This window comes from Gammaproteobacteria bacterium (genome assembly GCA_028819075.1).
Lineage (GTDB): Bacteria > Gemmatimonadota > Gemmatimonadetes > Longimicrobiales > Gaopeijiaceae > BD2-11.
Window position 1 is genome coordinate 26,037 of the sequence record JAPPMM010000037.1, and the last position, 22,748, is coordinate 48,784.

15 protein-coding genes and 1 pseudogene are annotated in these 22,748 nt (G+C 65.0%); 12 read left to right on the plus strand and 4 right to left on the minus strand.

The window, feature by feature from the left end; all coding sequences use genetic code 11:
* Positions 1–10: 10 nt before the first annotated feature.
* Positions 11–1,279 carry a hypothetical protein gene (locus tag OXU32_08180; protein ID MDE0073944.1) on the minus strand — a complete coding sequence of 423 codons (1,269 nt, stop codon included), beginning with the start codon at positions 1,277–1,279 and terminating at the stop codon, positions 11–13.
* A 221-nt stretch (positions 1,280–1,500) separates the two neighbouring features.
* On the opposite strand from OXU32_08180, the gene OXU32_08185 reads away from it, so the two are divergent.
* Positions 1,501–4,572 carry a TonB-dependent receptor gene (locus OXU32_08185; protein MDE0073945.1) on the plus strand — a complete coding sequence of 1,024 codons (3,072 nt, stop codon included), beginning with the start codon at positions 1,501–1,503 and terminating at the stop codon, positions 4,570–4,572.
* 16 nt (positions 4,573–4,588) lie between these two features.
* On the opposite strand, the gene OXU32_08190 is transcribed toward OXU32_08185, so the two are convergent.
* Positions 4,589–5,425 carry a DUF222 domain-containing protein gene (locus OXU32_08190; GenBank protein MDE0073946.1) on the minus strand — a complete coding sequence of 279 codons (837 nt, stop codon included), beginning with the start codon at positions 5,423–5,425 and terminating at the stop codon, positions 4,589–4,591.
* An 807-nt stretch (positions 5,426–6,232) separates the two neighbouring features.
* Between OXU32_08190 and OXU32_08195 the strand changes: the two genes are divergently transcribed.
* Both OXU32_08195 and OXU32_08200 read left to right on the plus strand, forming a co-directional pair.
* Positions 6,233–8,659, plus strand: a complete 2,427-nt coding sequence (locus tag OXU32_08195; GenBank protein ID MDE0073947.1) for a hypothetical protein — start codon at positions 6,233–6,235, stop codon at positions 8,657–8,659.
* Between the two features lie 144 nt (positions 8,660–8,803).
* Positions 8,804–8,980: pseudogene (locus tag OXU32_08200) on the plus strand (DnaJ domain-containing protein).
* Positions 8,981–10,079: 1,099 nt separating this feature from the next.
* On the opposite strand, the gene OXU32_08205 reads toward OXU32_08200, so the two are convergent.
* Positions 10,080–10,259 carry a hypothetical protein gene (locus OXU32_08205; GenBank protein MDE0073948.1) on the minus strand — a complete coding sequence of 60 codons (180 nt, stop codon included), beginning with the start codon at positions 10,257–10,259 and terminating at the stop codon, positions 10,080–10,082.
* Positions 10,260–10,446: 187 nt separating this feature from the next.
* Between OXU32_08205 and OXU32_08210 the strand changes: the two genes are divergently transcribed.
* The 7 genes from OXU32_08210 to OXU32_08240 all read left to right on the plus strand — a co-directional run bounded on the left by OXU32_08210 (position 10,447) and on the right by OXU32_08240 (position 21,153).
* A complete protein-coding gene (locus OXU32_08210) occupies positions 10,447–10,626 on the plus strand; it encodes a hypothetical protein (GenBank protein MDE0073949.1) in 180 nt (59 codons plus the stop codon).
* Positions 10,627–11,777: 1,151 nt separating this feature from the next.
* Positions 11,778–12,968, plus strand: coding sequence for a hypothetical protein (locus tag OXU32_08215; GenBank protein MDE0073950.1), 1,191 nt, complete (start codon positions 11,778–11,780; stop codon positions 12,966–12,968).
* 12 nt (positions 12,969–12,980) lie between these two features.
* Complete coding sequence (locus tag OXU32_08220) at positions 12,981–15,527, plus strand: Hsp70 family protein (protein MDE0073951.1); 2,547 nt, start codon at positions 12,981–12,983, stop codon at positions 15,525–15,527.
* A 122-nt stretch (positions 15,528–15,649) separates the two neighbouring features.
* The gene (locus OXU32_08225; GenBank protein ID MDE0073952.1) at positions 15,650–17,311 is read left to right on the plus strand and encodes an AAA family ATPase; all 1,662 of its coding nucleotides are present in this window, start codon (positions 15,650–15,652) and stop codon (positions 17,309–17,311) included.
* 17 nt (positions 17,312–17,328) lie between these two features.
* The gene (locus tag OXU32_08230) at positions 17,329–17,826 is read left to right on the plus strand and encodes a TerB family tellurite resistance protein (protein MDE0073953.1); all 498 of its coding nucleotides are present in this window, start codon (positions 17,329–17,331) and stop codon (positions 17,824–17,826) included.
* Positions 17,823–19,808: a hypothetical protein gene (locus OXU32_08235; GenBank protein MDE0073954.1), complete on the plus strand. Its 1,986-nt coding sequence runs from the start codon at positions 17,823–17,825 to the stop codon at positions 19,806–19,808. The genes OXU32_08230 and OXU32_08235 overlap by 4 nt, the downstream gene beginning before the upstream one ends.
* A gap of 1,006 nt (positions 19,809–20,814) precedes the next feature.
* Positions 20,815–21,153: a MobC family plasmid mobilization relaxosome protein gene (locus OXU32_08240; GenBank protein ID MDE0073955.1), complete on the plus strand. Its 339-nt coding sequence runs from the start codon at positions 20,815–20,817 to the stop codon at positions 21,151–21,153.
* Positions 21,154–21,691: 538 nt separating this feature from the next.
* Here the strand turns inward: OXU32_08240 and OXU32_08245 are convergent.
* Positions 21,692–21,817, minus strand: coding sequence for a hypothetical protein (locus OXU32_08245; protein MDE0073956.1), 126 nt, complete (start codon positions 21,815–21,817; stop codon positions 21,692–21,694).
* Positions 21,818–21,875: 58 nt separating this feature from the next.
* Between OXU32_08245 and OXU32_08250 the strand changes: the two genes are divergently transcribed.
* Positions 21,876–22,376: a hypothetical protein gene (locus OXU32_08250; protein MDE0073957.1), complete on the plus strand. Its 501-nt coding sequence runs from the start codon at positions 21,876–21,878 to the stop codon at positions 22,374–22,376.
* Positions 22,377–22,385: 9 nt separating this feature from the next.
* Positions 22,386–22,646, plus strand: coding sequence for a hypothetical protein (locus tag OXU32_08255; GenBank protein MDE0073958.1), 261 nt, complete (start codon positions 22,386–22,388; stop codon positions 22,644–22,646).
* Positions 22,647–22,748: the final 102 nt, after the last annotated feature.

A 22,748-nucleotide genomic window follows, 5' to 3' on the forward strand; every position in this document is an offset into this window, starting at 1 on the left:
ACCCGATGGACTACATCTCCTGGCGTTCGCACGTCCGGTCGACGCGGTATCGGTGAATATACGGCACGTCATACTCATCGTACGTGGTGCCCCATATCTCGTCGCGGCTCGCGAGGACGATCGCGAGACGAGGGCTCCAGGGTTTGAAGGAGCCGCGACCGTGCCCGATCTCGACCGTGCCATCGAGCCTGCCATCCGCATCGCGTATCTCCCAGACATCGACGCGGTCCTCACGTAGCTCCCGAAGCAGCCAGATTGTCCCGTCCGTCCCGGCCACCACCTGCCTGACCGGGGGATGATGCTCCGGAACCCGGAACGCACTGCGAACGGCGCGGCGCCTCCGTTCAAGCGTTGCTTCACTGAGCACAAGCCACCCGGGCCCGGTCGGGTTGTAGTCCCCGGCTTCCCATCCGGCCAGTTCGTCCGCGAGGCGGCGTTCCATCGCAGACGTTACCTCACGCGGTTCGTACTCGACCGCTCGATGCAGAAGCGTGTCCCCGTGGATCGAGATGACGAGAATGTCGAAGGTCGGCGGACTATCGTCTTCTCGAACGTTGCCGATCTTTAAGACTGCCGAGCCGTCGGGCGTGAGCGCTGTGAGGTATTCGCCGAGTCCGGGCGACGGGAGGTCCCTGAGCGGGTGAATCTGAAACCTCCGCCGGCCACGGCCATCCTCGAACTCGACTGCGTTGTCCGGCCAATGGATGGTGGCGATCGTGTCGAGGACCTCTCCGGACCGCGACAGCCTGCGGAGCGCGAGCCCGGGGTCGGCTCCCCGGGCCAGCCAGGGTCCCCAGCCGGCAGTCCAGATGCGGCTGCCGATCAGAGTACCGTCCGCAAGCACACGACGCGGGGTCAGGAACGCTCCTTCCTCCGGCACGGTCAGGTTGAACCGGATGACCTCCTCGGGTACGACCTCGTCCGTGGTAAAGAGTTGGAGCCGGTAGGCGTCGGCTATCCAGAGAGTGTCGCCGAGCCAGCCCACATTTGTGGCCGCAAGCTCGAAATCACCGGGCCCCTGGCCCGCGCGACCGATCCGGCGAAGGACCTGGCCATCGAGAGAGAAGACCGTAATTGCGGGAACCAGGGCCTGAGCGACATATAGCGCGCTGTCGGGCCCGATCGCAAGATCCAGAACGCCGGTGACAAGGTCCTCGCTTTCCACGGATCCGATGCGCAGGACTTCTTCCAACTGCCATGGCGTGGGGCAGGCGGTCTGCGCGTGGAGTGCCCCCGGCGTGCAGAGGAACAGGGCAGTCGCAAGAATCGATGGACGCACGCTGTCTCCGGTCGAGGTCGATGCCGGCTGGCGCCCAATCAGGCTCGACAGCCGCGAACAACGAAGCTAGCGAGCCTCTGCCCTACCCCGCGAGCTTGTATCTTGCGGCCATCAGGCGCACAATCTCCCGCGCATCCCGCGAAACCCGGAACCAGCCGAGGCCTCCCAAGCCCATGCGCAACTGCTCGCTCCCCCGCGCCGCCCCTGGTGCGTCCGCGCTCATGACAGCCCCGGTCACGTTTCTCGCCACGCTCGTCCTCGCCACCCCGCTCGTCCTCGCCGCCGCCTCGCTCCCGCTCGCGGTCGCCCTCTACCCCGCTGCCGCCTCCGCCCAGGCCGAGGCCACCACGGGAGTCGTGCGCGGCACGGTCCGCGATCCCGGCGGCGCCCCTGTCGCGGGGGCCGTGGTCGTCATCGAACACCGGGAGACCGGGTTTCGCACCACGGTGGAAACGACCGGCGAGGGCACGTTCGCCCGCACCCTGCTCCCGCTCGGCACCTACGACGTGATCGCGACCGCGCCCGACGGGTTCGGGACCGACCGCCGGGAGGGGCTGGTCCTTCGGGTCGGCGAGACGCTCCTGCTCTCGCTGGGGTTCGCGCCGGTGGAGCTCGAGGGCATCACCGTGACCCGCGAGCGCGACATCCTCCTCGACACCGAAGACGTCACCAGCTCGCAACGCTTCTCGGAGGAGGTCGTGGACGGCCTGCCCTCGAACGGCCGCAACTACCTCGACTTCACCCTGCTTACGCCGGGCGTGTCCATCTCCCAGGGGCCCGACGGCGACGAGCTCAACGTCAGCGGCCAGCGCGGCATCTTCAACAACTTCATCGTAGACGGGGCCGACTTCAACAACGCCTTCTTCGGCGAGCAGAGGGGCGGCCAGCGTCCCGCCTTCACCTTCAACCAGGATGCCATCGAGGAGATGGTGGTGGTGAACCAGGGCGCCACCGCCGAGTTCGGGCGCTCGGCGGGCGGATTCGTGAACGTCGTCACCCGCTCGGGCACCAACGACTTCACCGGGACGGCCCACTACTACGGCCAGTGGGACGCGATCTCGGCCGCGTATCCGGAGGCCCGCGGGGGCGGCAAGCCGGAGTTCGGCCGGGGGCAGTTCGGGTTCACTTTGGGCGGACCCATCGTGCGCGACCGGGCGTTCTTTTTCGTCGCCTACGATCAGCAGGACGCCACGGAGACCAAGCAGCAGCGGCGCGTGGTCGCCAGCGAGGCCAATCTGCGCAAGCTGGACAGCTTCCTGAAGTCGCGCTGGCCCGGGCTCTTCGATGAAGAATTCGGCCCTATCGAGCGCACCGACGACGCCCGCGCGCTCATCGCCAAGCTGGATATCAGCGCGAGCGAGCGCCATCAGGCATCCTTCAAGTACAACTACACCTGGTCGGAACAGGTGAACGGCACTTTCGATGTAGATTCGTGGGGGCTCTCGTCGAACGGCATCGAGGGCGACTACTCGCATGCGGTCAACGCGAGCCTGCGGTCGCTGCTGGGCAACACGGTATCCAACGAGTTTCGCTTCCAGTGGGCCGGCGAGGATCGGCCGCGATGGTACGGGGGACCGCTCATCCCCGGGGCGCGGCTGCCCGGGCCGCCCCAGTTCGCGCGGCTGGGCGGGCGTCCCTTCCCCGACATCGGCATGGACTTCGCCGATGGCTTCCGCATCGGCCTGCCCTTCTTCCTGCCCATCGATCCGGGATACGACGCGCGGCTGCAGCTGGTCGACAACGTCTCCTGGCTGTCGGGCGCCCACCTGTTCAAGGGCGGCGTCGAATACAACCGCACCACGGTGGAACAGCAGTTCATCGGCTTCGCCAACAGCCGCTACATCTTCGATTCCGTAGACGGCTTCATCGGCTTCGCGACCCACGGCAGCAGCTACGTGACCTGCTCGGACGGCTCGGCGAGCATGAGCGGCGCGTGCCCGGGCGGGAGCTCGGTCACGGGCCCGGTGCTCCTGTACCTCCAGTCGGCGACCGTTCCCGGCGTGCCCGCCGACCAGCTCGGCCTCCAGTCCATGACCACCCACGAGCTGGCCTTCTTCCTCCAGGACACCTGGAAGCCGACCGACCGCCTGACGCTCAATCTGGGCGTGCGCTGGGAGGGGGCGTGGCATCCGGACGTCTTCATCCGGCCCGGGGAGGCCTTCTTCGCGCCGTACCTGAGCGACCCCGGGTTCCCGTCGGACGGCACCATTCCGGACGACCTCGACAACGTCCAGCCCCGTTTCGGGCTCGCGTGGGACGTGGACGGCGGGCGAACCGTGGTGCGGCTCAACGCCGGGGCGTACAACGCGCGCATCCCCGGGCTGGTCTTCGCCCAGTACCGCACCACCAACGGCGCCTTCCAGCAGATCCTCTTCCGGAGCAGCGCCGACGCGGCGGTGCTGGGGCCCGTGCCCGCCATCGACGAGCAGATCGACGGGTCCGCGGCCACGCCCTTCCTGCCCGACATCCAGGTCGCCGACCGGAACCTGGAATTGCCGCGCACCTGGTCGTTCGGGGCGGAGGCCACCCGCGCGCTGAGCTCCGTCGTGACCGCGAGCGTCTCGTGGCAGCACGCGCGCGCCGACGGCCTCTTCCGCTTCGTGGATCGAAACGCCGCGGCGCTGGGCTCGCCCTTCGGGATCGGCACGCATCCCTCTGGCGGCGGCATCAACGCCCTGACGGTAGGCGAATCGAGCGCCCGCTCTCGCTACCACGGGCTGACGCTGGGGCTGCGCGGCCAGGACGGCGCCAGCGGCTTCGCCTACGACGTCAACTACACCCTGGGCTTCGACCGCTCCGACGACGACAACGAGCGCGACCCCTTCACCTACCGCTACGCGGACCCGCGCCATCTGGACGCCGAGTACGGCTGGTCCGACCGCGACCGGCGCCATCAGCTCAACGGCTACTTCGTTTTCTCGCTTCCGGGCGGCGTCCGCGCGTCGCACATGTTCCGCCTGCTGAGCGCGTCCCCGGTGTCCGCGAAGTGCGCCAGCCCGAGCGAGCGCGCCGCCGAGCCCGCCGACCGCATCTGCCCCGACGGCTCCGTCCTCCAGCGCAACACCCTGCGCCGCGACAACGAGTTCTTCACCTGGGACTTCCGCGTCTCCCGCGAATTCGCCCTGAGCAACGGAATGGTGCTCGAGCCCGTGTTCGAGGTCTTCAACGCCACCAACCAGGACAACTTCCTCGATGCAGCCCAGGGCTCCCTCCTCTTCAACTTCGACGGCTCCATCAGGAGCGGCCTGGGGGATACGAGGATAGCGCAGGTGGGGATGCGGATGAGGTTCTGATCAGTGCGAGGTTGGATCAGTGCTCCGAGGACTCCTCCATGGCCTCCCGCGCCGCGGCCTCGATCTCCCATGGGATAGCTGAGTCGCGATAGAGGGCAGCCCCGTTCGACAGGATGGGATCCTTGCCTTTCGCCGGGGCTTGGGGATGAGCCGTTGGGACCGGCACGCTCGCGAGCGAAGTCTCGGCCGGGGCGCCGGGATGAACCGCTGGGACCGGCGGCAAGCCCGGTCTCTCGCCATCCCGAGCCGCTTTGGGTCTGCTCGGCGCGTCCACCAGCATCCTCCCCTTGGGCGTGAAGAACAGCACCGTCCCGTCACCGTTCACGGAGACCTTGACCCGCCCCTCGTGAACGGCTCGATGATGCCGCCGGCAGAGCAGCAGCGTGTTCCGGAGGCTCGTCTCGCCCCCGTCGGCCCAGTGCTTCACGTGATGGGCCTCGGTGAACTGGCAAGCACACCCGGGGAATCGGCATCCCCGGTCGCGCTCGTCCAGCGCCCGCCGAATGTGCGGCGGAATGGTGCGCGTGCGACGCCCCACGCTCAGCATCGACCCGTCCTTCGCGTGGACCATCGCGACCACCGCGGCATCGCACGCCATGCGCCGCGACGTCTCCGCGGAAACGCGAATCCCGTCCAGGTCCGAGCGCCCCGGCTCGCCTTCGGCCGCGAGCGTCGCGGCGTCGCAATGAACCATGACCTGGTAGCGCTCGACCCGAGTGCCGGACCCGACGCGGGCTGACGTGTTCGCCGCATTCTCCGCTTTGGGTCCCGGCGTTCCCACGGGCGCTCCCCGCAGGGCTGCATTGGACTCGGTGGTCTGAGCACCATCGAGTTCATCGAGGTCGCGACCCATCGTATTCCCATCGCCATCCGATTCACGGCGCTCGCCACCTCCGAACCCGGCGGCCAGCGCTCGGTCCGCCAGCAGCCCCACCGCATCCGCCCGGCGCTGCTTGGGCTCCGGGCGCGCATCGGCGGCCTCGCCACTGGCACCCCTTCCACTTCGCGCCCCTTCTCGGGCATCGCCCTCGCGCCGGAACAGCGGACTGGAGGTAGCCAGAACCCCGGCAGGAAGTCGTGTAAAGTCTTACGGGGCTGCACGATCTGCGTTTCCTGCCGTTGGACTGGACCCTGCTGGACCGTGCCGCGAAAGCGGGAAAACCGGATACGAATGGCGGGACCCAAAGCAGTGCGGATTGCCCTTTGTGGGCGAATCCACGGGATGTCCGAGGTTCCTCTCAATCAGCCTGTCCAACAAATGTGTGCCTCCGTCCCGGTTCCCTTGGGGCGTCTTGAGTCCCAAACCTCACCTTTCCCTATCCTCGCCGAGTTCTGGGGTTCCTCGTACGCGTGATGGTCGGCTCAACCTTCAACCACTGCCGCTCGGCGAGCGTGCAACCGGCAACGAGCAACCCCCTCATCCGATTCGTCCTTCATCTGTTCAATCTCGACATAAGAACCCTTCCCGACTACCATGATGGCGAGGGGTCATCAGCCAAGTCGGAGCCTCGGTTTCTCGCATCGGAGCGAGCTTATCCCCGAAGATGTTCGAGCTGCTGCGGTGGTTGAACCGGAAGTCGAGTTTCCCTTCTGGGTGCATGACCCATGGATCAACCGGTCCTTGGCTGATGGGTGACGGTCACTTGACGCACGGGACGGCATGAGTACACGGCGCATCGGGCAACTTGCGGACAGCCGCCTCCGCGCCATCCGCACGCGTTTCGTTCATCGCTGGCACGCGGCACAGACGATTGGCGAGTGGTTCGGGAACGACGACGTGGGCTACCGCTTCGAGGACATCAACCACGCACGTTCTCTCACGGAGTACATCTGGCGCTACGGAGCGTTCGCTGAGTCGCCGGATGGCACTGGGCGAGTGCCTGTCGAGGACACGCATAGCCTGAGGAGTATCCTTAGACCGGTCGCCAAGAATGGCCACAGCCATTTCGAGAAGGCCGTCCGCTGCGCCGCATTGTTCGGAGGCGATCACCACCGTGCCACTGCGCGGCCGCTCTCGCCCTCGCAACACCGTCTGCTCCGGTACGCCTCGGAGAACCCCGATGTAGCTGAGTTCGCGGTCCGGCTCGTCGGACTTCACCGTGCGATGCTCCTCTACTACACCCAAATGCGCTACCTGACGGCGGCTGAGGCCGAGCGCTACAGGAGGGAAGGCATCCCGGTGTTGGCACCCTTCGGCAACGCTGACGGCTCGCGAAGGGACCGGCCGGAACATGGCGAGGCGTTGGAAGCGCTCGATGGGGATCTGGTCATCGCGCTCAGGAACGTCTTTGCCCGGAACATCTACAATGCACTCGCGTGTCGCGCCCGGAGCGAACTGTTCGACACCGTCACACGCCATCCCGATGGGAACCGTATCGCGTCGGAGACGCTCGATCCTACCCAGACACATGGCGTCGGCCCCACGGTGGCAGTGGTACGGGGCAGACGAAGACGCTTCGTGGTCCGCGACGACGCGCTGGCCTCCATGCTGAGCAGCATCTCCGAAGCGCCGATGCCGGGACTCATCCGATTCTTGGCCGCCTTCAAAACGGCTGTCTCGACGATGATCACCGCGATGCCAGTGTTCATCGTCAAGAACTTCTTCCGCGATACCCTTGCAGGCTTCGTGGCGGGCCGGTACTGGCAGCTTCCCTTCCTCGGAACGCTTCTTGGCGGCCTGCATGCAATGCACGACCTGGCCACTGCGAGATCGCGCCGCCTGCGCGAGTACCTGCTGCAAGGGGGCTTCTACTCGGGCTTGGTCGAATCGGAAGTCCATCTGGGGGACGTGCGGGGCGAGAACCGGGACACGATCCAAGGTGGGGCGGCTCGGCGACGATGGACCCGTTTCGTCTATGTGTTGACACGGCCCGCGTGGATCGCTGAAGCGGGCACCCGGGTCGATCAGTTCGAGAGAGCTCGGAGGGCGGGCGCCACGAACTACATGGCCGCCCGGGCCGCACGCATGGTCTCCGCCGACTTCGCCAACATCGGGTCGTCCCGGGGATGGCGAATGTACGTCCACACCGTCCCATTCCTGAACGCCGCGATCCAGGGCTTCGATCAGCTCTACCAGATCGTCCGGTTTCGCCAGCGTGCCGCGAAGAGCGCCCCGCGGTGGGGACATGAACGGAGACGCCATGTCGTCAAGACGTTCGCATCGGGACTCTGCCTGTCGCTGCTGGCCGCAGCGGGCTGGTCGCACAACGATCTCTGGAACGCGCGGCGCGCCGAATACCAGAATCAGACCGATTACGAGAAGGCGTCCTGGGTGACGCTATACGATGCGTGGGGCGACACGGACCTCCGAATTCCGGTTCCCTTTCAGATCGGTGCCGTGTTCGTCAAGCTGCCCGAGGTCGCGTTGGACCTCGCGTTCGGAAGCGGCACGCAAGCGGGACCGAAGTTCGTCTGGTCGTTGATTCACGGCAACCTTGCGGTGGGTTGGATTCCGGCCGTCGCGCAGCCCTTCGTCGAGGTCCGCACCAACCGCAACTTCTTCGGGGAGGAGATCATCCCCGCCTACATGATGTACTGGCCCGCCGAGGAACGGTATTTCCACCGCAGCACTCCGCTGCCGTACCGGGCCATCGGATCAGGGCTGGGCGTGTCGCCGTTGCACGTCCAGACTTTCGTGCGAGGATGGACGGGCCATCTTGGCAACGCGGTGGTGGCGGTATTCGACGAGGAGGTGATGTGGGATACGAGGCGCAACGGCCCCAAGCCTTTTCCGAAGACCGCGCGTCTCCTGACCGGAGTCCACAGCCTGCAACCAACAAGACCGAGGACGTTCACGCGCACCAGCAACGAATTCTACGAACTGGCCGATTGGCTGGACCGACAGATCGCCGGGGCGTCCCGGAATCGTGCTCGAATCCCGGTAGCCATCCGCCGTGCGGACAATCGGAGCGAGCGAGCCCAGCGGCAAGCGTCACGCCTTCGCCGTCGAGGGGATGAGGCCCGCATCGACAGAAGCCTTACGGCCGGGCAAAAGGAGCGGCGGATTCAAGACCTGTACACCCGCATCGATGCGGTCCTGCGCGAAGCGCTTCCGACGATGCAACGAGCTTGGGAGTCCGCGCGATAGGTTCAGGAAAACCGAAGGCTTGCCCGGCATGGTTCTCGATCCCTAAGATGCTCGCACACGCCCTCATGATCCGGGAGCGGTCGGGCCGAAGGCGTTTCGCCCGCCAGTGATCGAAGGACGAAAGACCGCCTGCGGAGACGGGAAATGAGAAGTCGCGACTTGGATCCGTACGAAGTCCTCGGCCTCGAAGAAGGGGCAACCTGGGAAGAGGTCCGGACGGCATATCGACGCCTGGCCAAGAAGCACCACCCCGACAAGAATCCAGGAGACAAGGCCTCTGAGTGGATCTTCAAACAGGTCGGCGAAGCTTACGAGCGCCTTCTTAGGTCCATCGAAGGGACGCGATCCCGGCGGCGGGAAGATCACAAGCATCGAGGACCGCAAGGCCCCCGACAACAACAACGCGAGCCGCAACAACGCGCGGAACATGATCGCCGAGCGCGTGAGCAGCGGGACAAAGAGCGGGCGCGAACTTCGCGCGACCAGCAAGACTCACAGCGCTCACCGAGGACTTCCCACAGCGGCATCGGAGGTAACGGGCGGGCCGCTGGCCGGCGACATAGAGAATGGTTCTTAGCAATTCCGGCTGGATTGGTTGTGGCCGCAACGGTATTGGCAGCAAGAGAAGGATTCCGCGATGGAACGAACAACGCCGAGCCTGCTGTTGTGCACGACCGTGGTTCTTCCGCTGCGCCAAGGCAAAGCACCCAACGCGATGAGCCGCTCGACACAGCGCGAATCCGCCGCTTCATGGAAGCGCGGGGTTTCTCCCCCGTCGAGATCGAGGAGGGGATCCAACGCGGCGATCGCGCGCGTGCACGCGATCAGGTGACGGACGCGACCCCTTGGCCCCGGGCCGCGGAGCCTGTGAGCGGAGAGTTCGGCCAAACCCCCGCAGGGGGAGTGTACGGACGCGCGTATGGTGAGGAGCTTGCGTCCCAGCCAGCCACGGAGGAACTCCACTTCGAAATGCCTCCGCCCGGCACCGACCTGATCCTGTCCCTTCCGCAACTGAGGTGGTGCCTACGCGAGGATCGAATGATCGAGAGCTACCGTCCCAACGTATCGAGCGAATGGGATCATGATGCCTTCAACCGAGTACTGGACCGCTACAATAATCGCTGCGGCAGTTTCCGATACCGGCAAGGGGATCTGGAGCGCGCAAGGCGCGAAGTAGGGGGACGGTAGCCCGTCAGCGACGGGACGTTGCCCGCAAGCTCTTGGCCCGAGACATCGACCCGAGCGCCTACCCGAAAGCCCAGAAGCAGTCGGAACTCTTGTGCTGAAGGTCGCAGGTGGTAAGAGTTTTGGAGCGACCCTGAAGATTGGTCGGCAGGGTTGAGCGATTCGCCGAACGATTCCTGAGGTGGTTCGATCTGCGGGTACAACTCCGGCTTCGGGCTCGGTCGCTTGCGCTCGCTCAGGGATCCAAGTGCTCGCGGAAGTCTCTGAATTCCTGATAGTGGAGGTCGACCTTGTCGTTCAGCCCGTCGAACTTGCGATGAAGCGAGCCGAGGGAATCCTGAATCTCCCGCAACGGCCCGTTCATAAGCCGCTTCGTGATGGCCTCCGCCAACCGATCCACCTGTTCGTTGCTCATGCCACGGCCCCAAGCGCAGGGGGTGTTTACCGTACACTACACACGAACATCGTAACGTTTCCCTACCTCGCGCAAGGGGCAGGGACAAGGGTCTACCCGCCCCGGTCCATCCGCCGCCGTTCGATGCGATCCCAGAACAGCAGGACGGGCACCCCGAGCACCAGAATGGTGACCCTAGGCGGCGCGAATGGTCTCCTCCGATTTCGCGAACATCGGTTCGTCGCGGGGCTGGCGGATGTACGTCCGCACCGTTCCGTTCCCGAACGCGGCGATCCAGGGGCTCGACCCGCTCTATCAGATCTTCCGCAGGCCGCGGCGAAGCGACCCGGCGATACCGCCGAGCAGCGTGCCCACATCCGCAAGGTGAGTTGGTCGGGGGCGTACCTGGCCGCCCTGCCGTGCGTCACCTGGACGTTCAACGGACTCCACTCGCGCGCGCGAACTGGCTTATCGAGGGGAGACTGACTACGAGAGGGCGTCTGGGGTTACGCTCTACGATGTCGCTGGAGACGCGGACCTTCGGATCTCCGTCCCGTTTCAGATCGGGGCCGCGTTCATCAAGCTCCCCGCGGTCGCGTTGGACCTCGTCGCCGGAAGGGAACGTTGGCGGGGCTGAAGTTCGTCTGGTCGCTGGTCCACGGGAACCTCGCCGTCGGCTGGATCCCGGCCGTCGCCCAGCCGATCTTCGAGATCCGGACCAACCGCAACTCCTTCGGCGACGAGATCATTCCCCCTACATGGCCAACTGGCCAGCGGAACGCCGGTACTTCGACCGGTCCACTCCCCTGCCGTATGGCGGCGTGGGTGCGGCGCTCAACGTCTCCCCGCTGCATGTCCAAACCATCGTGCGGGGTTGGACCGGGCACCTCGGCAACGCGGCGGTTGTCGCGCTGGACGAAGCAATGTGGAACGAGCGGGTGAACGGGCCGAAGCCCTTTCCCAAGACTGCCCGGCTTCTTACGGGAATCTACAGCCTGCAACCTCCGAGGCCCCGGACCTATACCCGGTTCGGAAACGAGTTCTACGCCATCTCCGATTGGGCCGAGGGATATGCGCGGTCGGGCGCGTGCTCTGCCTCCAACCGCAATCGGCGCGTTCCCGCCGTGTGCCGTGCTCGCACCGTAGCCGGACGCGTACGACGGGAGGCTGCCGAACTTCGGCGTCAGGGGGACGACATTCGCACGGTCATCTTCCGGAGCCGTAGGGCGAAGGAGCGTGAACTGGAAGTCCTGTACGAGCAAATCGACGCGCAGTTCCGGCTGGTGCTGCCGGAACTGCGTGGGCTACGTAGGCGGGAGTTCGAACTGGTGGACGCCCCGACGAGCGTTTCCTCCGACCGTAGGACCCGTCCGACACGGCCTCGTCGCCCGGCACGGCCACGACGGCGTTGACAGCGATGGTCAAGCCACCCAGTGTGGAATGCTCTATTGGGCGTACCGATCATCCGATCATCCGGCCGGAGGTGGACGGACCGTTCCAGAACCGGTACTTGGGAGATTCGATTTGTGGAGACACCAGATGAGTGATTCAGGTCGGCGAGCGGCGCCATTCCGATGGCTGCTCGCGGCTACGCTCCTAGTGGTGTGCACGTTTGCGATGGATCCGTTCGGGCTGGTCGGTCAGCCGGTAGTAGGTCCTCTGGCTCGGTCCGACGTGGCGTCGCACTCGGTACCGATGCCAGCCCAACCACGTGACACGCTCGATGTTCTGCTGGAGCGGGTTCGGTCGCTTGAGACCGAAGTCGACGCCTTGCGCGCCGCCAGTGACTCTGCGCAGGTCCGCTACGCGGCGCTGGACAGCACTCTCACGCAAGAACGCCGTCTCTTCGTCGAGGAGCTGGCGGCGTTGCGGCAGAGCCTGATCCCGCTGATGGATTCGGTGGCGGCATACACCGCGGACGCGGTTCGGGTCGAATTGGCAAACGGGCTTCGCTCTATTCGTTCCGAGTATGTGCGCGGACGCGAAGCGCTGATGGCCCAAGTCGAGGGAACTGAGCGGTCGCTGGACGCGCTCGAAGCGCGGCTCGGCTCGTGGGAGCCCGAGGTGCGAGACAGCCTGACTGCAACGGCGGGCAGGATCCAGTTGGAGCGGCAAGAGAGGCAAGCTGCGGACGGCCGGAGTCGGTTCCTTCTGGCGATTGCGACCGGACTCCTGGTGGTCGGGATTGCGGTGGTGTGGTGGAGTGGGCGGAGGCGGATTGCTGCGGTCCAACAACGGGTGGCGAGCCCCACAACGGTGGATGAGCGAATTGAGGAGGTCCGGCGAGAGTTGGGGGTGGAGGTCGGGCGCGAAGGTCAGCGGCTTCTGGAAGAGCAGTTGAAGCCGTTGGAAGGAATCAGCCGAATGTTGGCGAAGATCAGCGACGCGAGCGGGGGTGCCGCACCGGATCACGACTTGGCTCTGGGCGTCTGCAACGAAGTGAACCGAATCGAGAAGAATCTGGCAGCGATGGACGCGTCCGTGAGGGGCCACCGGCAGCTTTCCGGTTGCGTCCGGCGAGTGAAGGAGAACCTGCGGGTCCACCGCTACGACATCACGGAACTGCTTGGCAGGGACTACGACGGCGGGATGCACGTCGAGGCGGACTTCGTGGAAGACGAGGACCTGACACCGGGCCGTCAGGTGATAACGCGCATCAATAGGCCGGAGGTGCGCTACGCGGACAAGATCATTCAGAACGCATCGGTAAAGGTCTCGGTAGGATTCTAACCCCAAGGACAAATGGCATCGGATCGAATCGACTACGGCATCGACCTCGGCACCACGAACTCGGTCATCGCGCGAATGGTGCGCGGTGAGCCTACCGTTGTCAGGAGCAACCGGTACGCCAGCGACACGACTCCCAGCGCGGTGGCCTTTGGACGCAGGGGGAGAATCCGCGTGGGAAAGTTGGCGTACACCCAGTTGAACAGGGACCGTCTTCACGCGCTGAAACAAGACGACCCGGACTTCCGGAACGTCTTCATCGAGTTCAAGAGAACGATGGGCACCGACCACGTGGACTCCCCGAGCGTGGACCCATCGATCCCCTTCACCTCTGAAGAGCATTCCGCCGAGATTCTCAAGGAACTCAGGCGTTCCGTTGTGGACGCATCGGTTGATGCGGCCGTTGTGACCATTCCGGCAGCATTCACGGTGCGACAGCAGCAGGCCACGCAGCGGGCGGCCGAGCTTGCGGGTCTCCGCCAATGCCATCTTCTCCAGGAACCCGTTGCGGCTGCGATGGCGTTTGGGTTGCAGACGGGCGAGGCGGACGAGAAATGGCTCGTCTTCGACTTCGGCGGCGGCACGTTCGACGCAGCGCTGGTCCTCGTCGAGGATGGCGTGATCACCGTAAGCGACACTGAAGGGGACAACTACCTCGGAGGCAAAGATCTGGACCGGGCGATCGTCGAACGGATCCTTCTGGAAGAGGTGGCCCAAGAGCACGACATCCACAGCTACATCGCGGAGGTCCCGGCTCGCAAGGAGTTGCTCCGGGACGCACTCATGACGTGGGCCGAGCAAGCCAAGAACGCCCTCAGCTCTCAAGAGTCGCATTGGGTAGAGTCCGATCTCAATGACATCACCCTGGCGAACGGAGACCAAATCGAACTCTGGTTCGAACTCACGCAGGAACGCCTTCGCCCGGTGGTCGAGCCTCTGTTCCAGCGCGCCATCGACAAGGCGAAGACGCTCCTGAATCGTCATGGGCTTCAAGGTCCCGATCTTGACGAACTGATCCTCGTGGGCGGACCAACCTATTCGCCGATCCTCCGCGAAATGCTCGCCCATCAGATCCGCGCACCGAATACGTCGGTGGACCCCATGACGGTTGTAGCGCGCGGAGCTGCACTCTTTGCGAGCACCCGCCCGATCAAGGACCACGGAGCCGACAAGCCTTCGGTGGCCGTCCGTCTCGACCTGGGCTATGAAGCCACCACCGTCTCACACGACGAATTCGTCACTGTCAAGTGCCGGGATCTGGCCGACCTCCGTCGATTCGGGCAGCTCGAAGTCGAATTCGAGAGAAAGGAGACCGGGTGGAGCAGCGGCAGGCGGGCACTCGGCGAGGATGGTGCTCTATTCGAAGTCAAGCTAGAGGAGGGGCGGCCAAACGTCTTCGATATCGTCGTGACCACGCCTCGCGGGGATCGCGTTGAGACCCACCCGAGTGAAATCACCATCTTGCAGGGTACGAAGGTGGGCGGCTCGCCGCTGACCAACAGCTTGGGCGTCGCGGTGGAGGGTGAGGAGTATCTGTTCTTCCACCCCATGAAGGGTGCGGAAAAGGGCATGCCGCTACCGGTCACCGGAAAGCGAACAGGGCTGGCGACCAAGGAACAGATCAGGCCCGGCGTTTCATCAGATGGCTTGCTGATTCTGGTCTACGAGGGTGGTGTTGATGCGGTGGGAGTACCGGTTGCGCTCTGTCATCATGTGGAGGACTTCGAACTCACGGGAGATCAGGTGAACCGGGTAATCCCGAAGGGAAGCACGTTCGACTTGACGGTTGTCACTGGAGCAACCAGCAACGTACCGGAGACAGTGCGCGTCCTGTTCCCGGGACTCGATGACGAGGAATACGGACTCGTCATTCCCAGCAAGGGTTCGGCTGAACAGACCGGCTGGATCGACATCGAGCTTGCTGAGGCGCAGAAGCGAATCGGACGGATGCGGGTGCGCGGCGAGGTGGACGAAGAGACAATCGACTCGCTTGAAGCGAAGATTGTCGATGCCGCGGCCGGTGTTCGTCAGGCAGGTAGCGACCGAGGTGATCGGGATCAGGCGGTCGCGCTGCTCAAGGAGGCCCTTCGCGGGCTGTACGGTCTCGTCGACGAATGGTCGGAGGCAGATGCCCATTTGGACGAGGCGTGGACGAACCTCACAGGGGCCAAGTCGGCGGGCGGATGCCCCAAGTGCGGGTCCGTCCTTTCCGATGCGCAGATGAGCGAGCTGGAACAGAAGCTCCGTCAGGTGAAGCAGGCGCACGATGTGTCCCTCGCTCGCCAGCTTGCCCAAGACATGGAACACGCTTTCGTCTACCTGATGCGCTGCGAGTGGTCCAAGCAGATCATAAGCTGGGCGCGCGTGAACTTTCACCAAATCCAGTGGAAAGACACTGCGTCGGCGCGGATGGCTCTAGACGGGGGCCTTCGTGCGATTATGGGTGGGGAGCCCTGCCACGAACTGCTCGAATCTGGGAGGCGCATTCTGGACCTACAGGAACGAGGACCGGGCGATGGCAGCTCGCCGCAAGGCCCGCAACCCCCGGTCTTGAGCCTCTGATGACCATCCGAACACGGACTCATCCCATCCCCGGATGGCGCGTCGTCGGTTCCGTCAAGCAGGCGGCAAATGCCGACACCTACCGGGTTGCGGACGACCGGGGCAACCGAGCCTTCCTGAAGGTGTTCCATCCGGATCGCATCCCGGAACACCGTATCGGCACTGGAGGCAAGCTCCTCGAAGTCATGATCTTGGAATCTCTGCACCACGCCCGCGTACCGTCGGTCATCGAGTCGGGCGTGCTGGAAGGGGACAAGCGCCCGTATCTGCTGACCGAACTCATTCCGGGCGAGACTTTGGACCATCGACTCCAGCGCGAATTCGCACTCCGCACGGCTCCAGCCAAACTTCTCCTGGAGGCCCTACTGCGCGTTGTCGCCTACCTGCACGGACTTGACGATCCAGTAGTCCACAACGAGTTAGTCCCCTCGAACGTTGTACTGGACGGCCGCGACGAACGACCCTTCGTCATCGACTTCGGTCACGCCAGACGGATTAGCGACGGCAATCCTCCGCACCCGTCGGCCATCGATCCGTATTACCTCCCCAACGAGTGCTATGAGGGTGGCGTATCCACACCCGCGAGCGATGTCTTCGCCCTCGGGGCCATCTACTTCCGCACCCTCTTCGGGATGCCTCCTTGGGACCTGCGCACGACCGAACCCGTCCGAGGCGACCTTCGCGAAGCACTCCAGAATGCACGGTCGAAGCCCTTGGCGGTTCCAGCGCGCACACTCGGCGGCGAGATCGACCCCCACACCTTGGCCGCAATCAAGAAGGCGTTGAGTCTTCGCCCCGAAGACCGGTTCCGCGATGCGGGGGCATTCCTCGCCGAGCTTACCCGCGAGTCGGCGTCAGATCGCCCCGCCGTTGGTGGTCAACCCACCGGTCGAACAGATACCACTGGTCCAGCCCGCTCCCTTCAGCTGGAACCCCTGAGACCTGTCGCTCCGCTACACCTCGGTTTCGCTGCGGTCGGCGGAATGGCCGAGATGAAGCGCACACTGACGGAAGAAGTCATCGGCCCGCTCCGCGACCCTGCTCGGTACACCAAGCTCGGCCTTGGCATCCCTAACGGACTCCTGCTCTATGGCCCCCCCGGGTGCGGCAAGACATTCCTTGCGGAGCGATTCGGAGAGGAACTCGGGTACGCGTTCCGCAAGGTCACGCCCGCCGACGTGGCAAGCATCTACATCCATGGCACGCAGGAGAGGATCGCCAGTCTGTTCGACCGGGCCCGGAAGGACGCGCCCTGCGTACTTTTCCTTGACGAGGTCGACGCGATGATCCCGTCTCGTGAGCAATCGATCCACCATGGATACGCTAGCGAGGTCAACGAGTGGTTGGCGCAGATGGACGAGTGCGGCAGAACCGGGGTTTTCGTACTCGCGGCCAGCAACCAGCCCGACCGCATTGACGCCGCCATCCGGCGCTCTGGACGGTTCGACAAGATTGCCTATGTCGGCCCCCCGGACCAAGACGCGCGCGCGGCGATCTTCGCGATCCACCTGAATGGACGTCCCTTGGACCCGGCCGTCGATTACGACGAACTCGCCCGTCTCACCAAAGGGCGGGTCGGGAGCGACATCAAGTTCCTGGCGGACGAGGCCGCTCGCGAAGTGTTGAGGACCGGAGACGACGAGATCCACATGGAGCACCTCCGGAGCGCGATTCGGCGAAACGGGCCATCTGTCGGGGAGGAAGACTTGGCTCGGTACGAGCGGATGCACCGCAAGTTCGAGAGGGGGCGAGCGGGGGAGAAGCCAAAACGAATCGGGTTTTGACTGGAGGTTCTACAGCGATGAGCGCCCACCCCTTGCTTGCCTACTACCTGCGAGTCGCCTACGGCTGCATGGCCTGCGACGGCGACATCGATCCGTCCGAGGTCTCCTGCCTGCGTTCCATCGCGGTTCAAATGGGCCAACCTGTCGCCGAAGTGGACGCGACGCTCGCATCTATCCGCGAGGAGTTCTCCAAAGACCCTCGTGGCATGGTGGAACAGGCGTGGAACCGACTCCAGGCCACAGGGCTGCAGCACGGCGACGCCCTCCTGCTTCTCGACATGCTGGTCCAGTTGGTCGAAGCCGACGGAGAGATTCGTCCCAACGAGACCCAGTTCGTCCGCGACTTGGTACACGCGCTCGCGCTCGACCTGGCGAAGCTCCGTCAGGAGCATCCTGAGTGGCGTCCCTATCTCGCCGAAGTACTTCGCCCCGGCCCCGATCCGAGCTGGGCAAAGGCCCTGGCCGATGACTTCGGCGAATTGCCCGAGATCACTTTGGAGAAGCCGTCCAAGTGATCCTCGACAACCCGTTTCACGTCCTCGGCCTGTTGGCCGACTGTGGCGCCCGCGAGAAGGCACGGCGGGAAGCCCGGACCAAGGCGTATCTGACGATTGGGCAGCCGCTAGTCTTTCAGGACGACCTCTATTTTCAGGGTTGCCGACGTAATCAGGCCACCGTCGAGCGGGCGCTGTCGCAGTTGAATGATGCGCGAGACCGCATCGGGTACGGTCTGTTTTGGTTTACCGAAGGCGGTGTCCTCGACGGCCATGCATTGCCGAAACTCAGGCAGGGCAATCTGCAAGGCGCGCTCGCCGCATGGCAACGCATTGAAGACCGTCTCCCGACCCGCAATTACGCTTCCTGCCTGAACAACCTCGGGACACTGTACCTCCTGATGGCCCTGAGCGGACCTGGGTCCGGCGAGCGCTGGCCGCACGCCTCGAAGGAACGTGTCGCGTATCTTGAACGCGGGATGCGGCTAAAGGCGCGCCTGGTTGGAATGCTCGGCGAACCGGAGTTGGCGGATTTCTGCCGCACCTTCAGCGACGGCCTTGTAGTCCGTGACTCGCAAGCGATTGTCACGGCTTTCGGGCGGTCCTTTTTCGAGACGATTGCCGAGGCCGAGAAGTATGGGATTGAGGTTGGCGCGGCGGCGATCGTTCAGATCCTGGAGTCCGGTGGTCCTCGAACGGCCGAGTTGACGGAAAAGCTGGTGTTGGAAGGCCGGGAGGCCGTCCAACGTGCGATCAATACCTGTGCCACGGCGTACGAACACGACCCGTCACAGGCTGCGGCAGCCGCTGAGCAACTGATGGCCGTGACTCACGATAAGCTCCCGGAGTTCGCTGCGCTGGTTTCCAAGACCGACATCAGGTATACGTCGATCGCCGACCAGACTGCGGCGGCGATTCTGGACGCGGATGTCACTTACTTCAACTGGCGCTCCAAGACTGGGGAAATGTCGCAGGATGCGCTCAAGGCGTCGCTGCTATTGGCTGAGTACGCCGCCGAAATCGCCTGCGGAGCTGCGCTTCGACAACGGGCGCGGGAAAACGTCGAAACTACTAGGCGCTTCGTCACTGAGCGCGAGCAGGTGGAGGCGATGTCGGGCGTCCGAGAAGGGATGGGAAGGTGGCTTGAGCGTGCCAACGAGATGGCGCGGAAGAAGCCCATCCCCCGCCACCGAATAGCATTTGCGGAAATTGCCCTCAAGAGATCCGCTGGAGTGCCAACGTCCGCGCTCGACTTGATGGAGGCGGTGCGGCTTCAGGGCATCAAGGCGTTTGGACCGAGCTTCCCACGAAGCGAAGAGATGGTCGGTCTAGGTTCGCTGGTTTGTCAGGTCCTGATGGGTTGTGTGATATCAGCCCACAACGACTCTTCCCAGCAATCGGAGAGAATCAGCGCAGCACGGATCCTTCAGGGCCTCCCGACACACTTCCAAGCCGTTTCCGGACCCTCGAACCGATCAGCCAATGCCCGTGTCCGCCACTACGTTGCCGACAGTGATGGTGCCGTCCACCCATCCCAGTTCCTCGTAAGTGACGAGTGCTTCCGGCGCCTGATGGAAAACGTCCAACTCAGCAGGACGACTGCCATTGCCACCTCCACTGCGAGTACTGCGAGCGGATCGGGACGCGGGTGTGCCCTGACAGCGCTCGGCGGGATAGTCACCTTGGTTGTCCTTTCTCTGGCCGTCGATGCGGGCAGCGGACCCTCAGCTAGTAGCCCAGGTGCTGCGGCCGGGACCAGTCCTTTGGACTTCCGGGTCCCACCGGTCGCGGAAGGACGCGTGCTTTCCATGCCCGAACTACGGTGGTGCGTACGGGAGGATCGGCGAATCGAGCGCGAGCGTCTCGTGCCCGCGACCTCTCAGGCGGATGTCGACCGTTTCAACAGCCGCGTGGACAACTACAATTCGCGCTGTAGCAACTTTCGCTATCGCCCGGGGGACCTGGAACGGGCGAGACGGGAAGTCGGAGCCGGTAGCCGGTAGAACCGATGTGATGGTACGAAGGGGACCTCTCCCTCTGATCGAGAACGATTGGCCGTCGGCAATCATCGAGGAGTTCCACGGGCTGTTCGGTGAAGTCGATGTGCGCAGCCGCTGAGGACCGTGGACTGACAGACACGGCATTCCGGCTCGCATTCGGAGTGACGGAATGACTAGCGAGGCGGATTCCCGAGAACTTGCGGGGGTGTTTTTCCGTGCCGCTGGCGGCGGTGTCCGCAGGGGTTGAGACCTCTTGGCACAACCTGGAACGTTCTGGAACAGTAGGTAATTTCCGGCGGGTTGACTTGCTGGCGAGCGGTTCTCCAGCGTTCGGGCATGGAGACGCCGAAGCACCAGTTCGACACGCGGGGACACCTCCGCACCGTCTTCCACGGCATTCGCGGTGAAGCTCCCGATCCGAACCGTGTGGACGGTTCGGCCCCCGGAGGCTCTCGACATGGGCAAGGATCGGCCTCCGCTGCCTTCGGCTCCGGGGCTGGATTGAAACCCACGGCGGATGAGACTCGTAAGATGCCGCCCTTCGGGTCACTGGAGGGTGAAGGGCGGCACGACCAAGCATCGAGGCGAAGAACCGGAGGAGTCGCAAGTAGTCAGGTTGATCCACCCCAAGGCGGAACCGGTGCCGGTGCCCAGCGCCATGGGCGCTGGCGAGATCGTTCGCCGCTCCGGATTCCGGAGTGCATGGACGGCTCGGCACCGTCGGCCTTCGTCCGACCGCCAGCCGCGCCTCGCGAGGTGCGTCTGAACGGGTTTCCCGAAGCCCTCGCGGAGGTGCTCCGGCACCGCGTCGGCGACCGCGGTCACCGGGTTCCAGACCCGGCGCCCACGGGGGTGTTTGGCGCGGCTAAGGCCGGGAAGCCAGCATACCCCGGGTATAACCCGGGGGCTGGCGAGGGACTCCGCCCCTTCGATCCCCAACAGACCCGCGCTCCGGTGGATTGCGCGGGCGGGGGCGTCGCCCCCCTTCCCCCCGTGACGGCGCAGCCCGATGGCTAGGCGCCGCCCGGTCCTCGTCGCCGTCCGCCTCACGCCGGACGAGTCCGCCGACTGGCGGGCCAAGGCGAAGGCCGCCGGCGTGCCGCTCTCGGCGCTGATACGCCGGGCGATGGCGCGCACGCGGACTTGGACGGTCCCCGCCGCCGAGGTCGAGCGCGAGCGCACGCGGCAGGTCTCCCGCATCGGGAACAACCTCAACCAGATCGCCCGCTGGGCGAACACCCATAAGGGGGCGGTCGAGGCCGTCGAGGTGATCGGCCACCTCATCGCCATCAAGCGGGAGGTCGCGTCGCTGACTCTCACGGAGCGCACGGACGCGGATGCTGGTTAGGTTCCTCGCCCACGGGACCGGATCGGCGCGGGGCGCGGCCAACTACCTCCTCGGGGAGCGGGACGCGGCTGGGAAGCCGCGCGAAGGCGTCGAGGTTCTGAGGGGAGATCCGAACGAAGTGGCCGCCTTGGCCGACACGCTGGAGTTCGAGCACAGGTACACCTCCGGCCTGATTGCGTGGGCGCCGGAGGACCAACCCACCGACGAGCAGATCGGCGCGGTGCTGGACGCTTTCGAGCACACGGCCTGGGCCGGGCTCGAACCCGACCGCTACGCTTGGGCGGCCGTGCTGCACCGCGAGAAGGGCAGAGGCGCTCACGTCCATGTGCTCGCCGCGCGGTGCGACCTGGAGACCGGCCGCAGCCTCAACATTGCGCCGCCGGGCTGGGAGAAGACCTTCGGCCCGCTCCGGGATGCCTTCAACCACGAACACGGCTGGGCTCGTCCGGACGACCCGGCGCGGGCCAGGGTGGAGCAACCCGGCCACCGCGCCTACATCGAGGCGGCGCGGCTGCGGGCCGGGCTCCGGCTCGAAGCCTCACCGCGCGACCTGATCCGGGACTACCTGCTCCAGCGCGTCGAGCACGGCGTCGTGCGCAATCGTGCCGATGTCGTCTCCGCGCTGCGGGAGGCGGGTCTCGAAGTGCCGCGCCAGGGCGAACACTACCTCACCGCGCTCGATCCCGAGACCGGGGACCGTTGGCGGCTGAAAGGAGGACTGTATGGAGAGAACTTCGACCGCGAACGATTTGACCGACCGGCTGCGGAGGAGGCTGGAGAACGAACGCAGGGAGATCGAGGAGCTGACCGCGAGCGAGCTGAAGCGGCTCGGCGAGAACTCGCGGCGCGCCGCGAGGAACGCGCTGCGTACAATCGAGCGCGATACGGAGGAGGCGACCGGGAGGATGCGCGAATCGCTGGTCAAGGCGTGGCTTCGGCCCGTGATCGTCGGCCTGAGCCTTTGGCTCGGTTTCTTCGGCGGAAGCTGGGCGACGATGCGCTGGTTGGCGGGGAGCATCCAGAACCGGATCGAGACGTTGGCGACGGCGAACGCGCGAATCGAGGAGGCGCACGAGACACTGGCGGAACTGGAGGCGGACACCTGGGGGATCGCGCTCCGGGAGATCGAGGGGGAACGATACGTGGTGCTGCCATTCGGGACACGGGCGGACCCGGGCTGGGAGGTGCGCGACCGTCCGGCCGTGAAGCTGTCGAACAGGTAAAGGAGCTTTATGAGCGAGTTGGAACGGCAGTTGACGGAGGCCTTGAAGAGGTTGTCCGAGCAGTACGAGCGGGAACAGCGGCGGCACTCCGGGCAGATCGAAGCCTTGCACGAGTACGCCGAAGTCTTGCGAGAATACGTCGAAGCCTTGAGGCAGCACGCCGAGCGGCAGAGCGGGGAGAGCGAAGCCTTGCGGACGCGGATCGAGTGGCTGGACGGGCAAGTGGAACGCTTGGCCGAGTGCTATCGAACGCTCGCCGCGACCTTGTGAGGATGGTGGCGGCGCTGAGTCGGCGCGCTCGGGACCGCGATCTTGGTCCGAGCCGCTGATGGCTACCCGCAGGGCTGGATCTGGCGCGGCCGATGCCGCTCC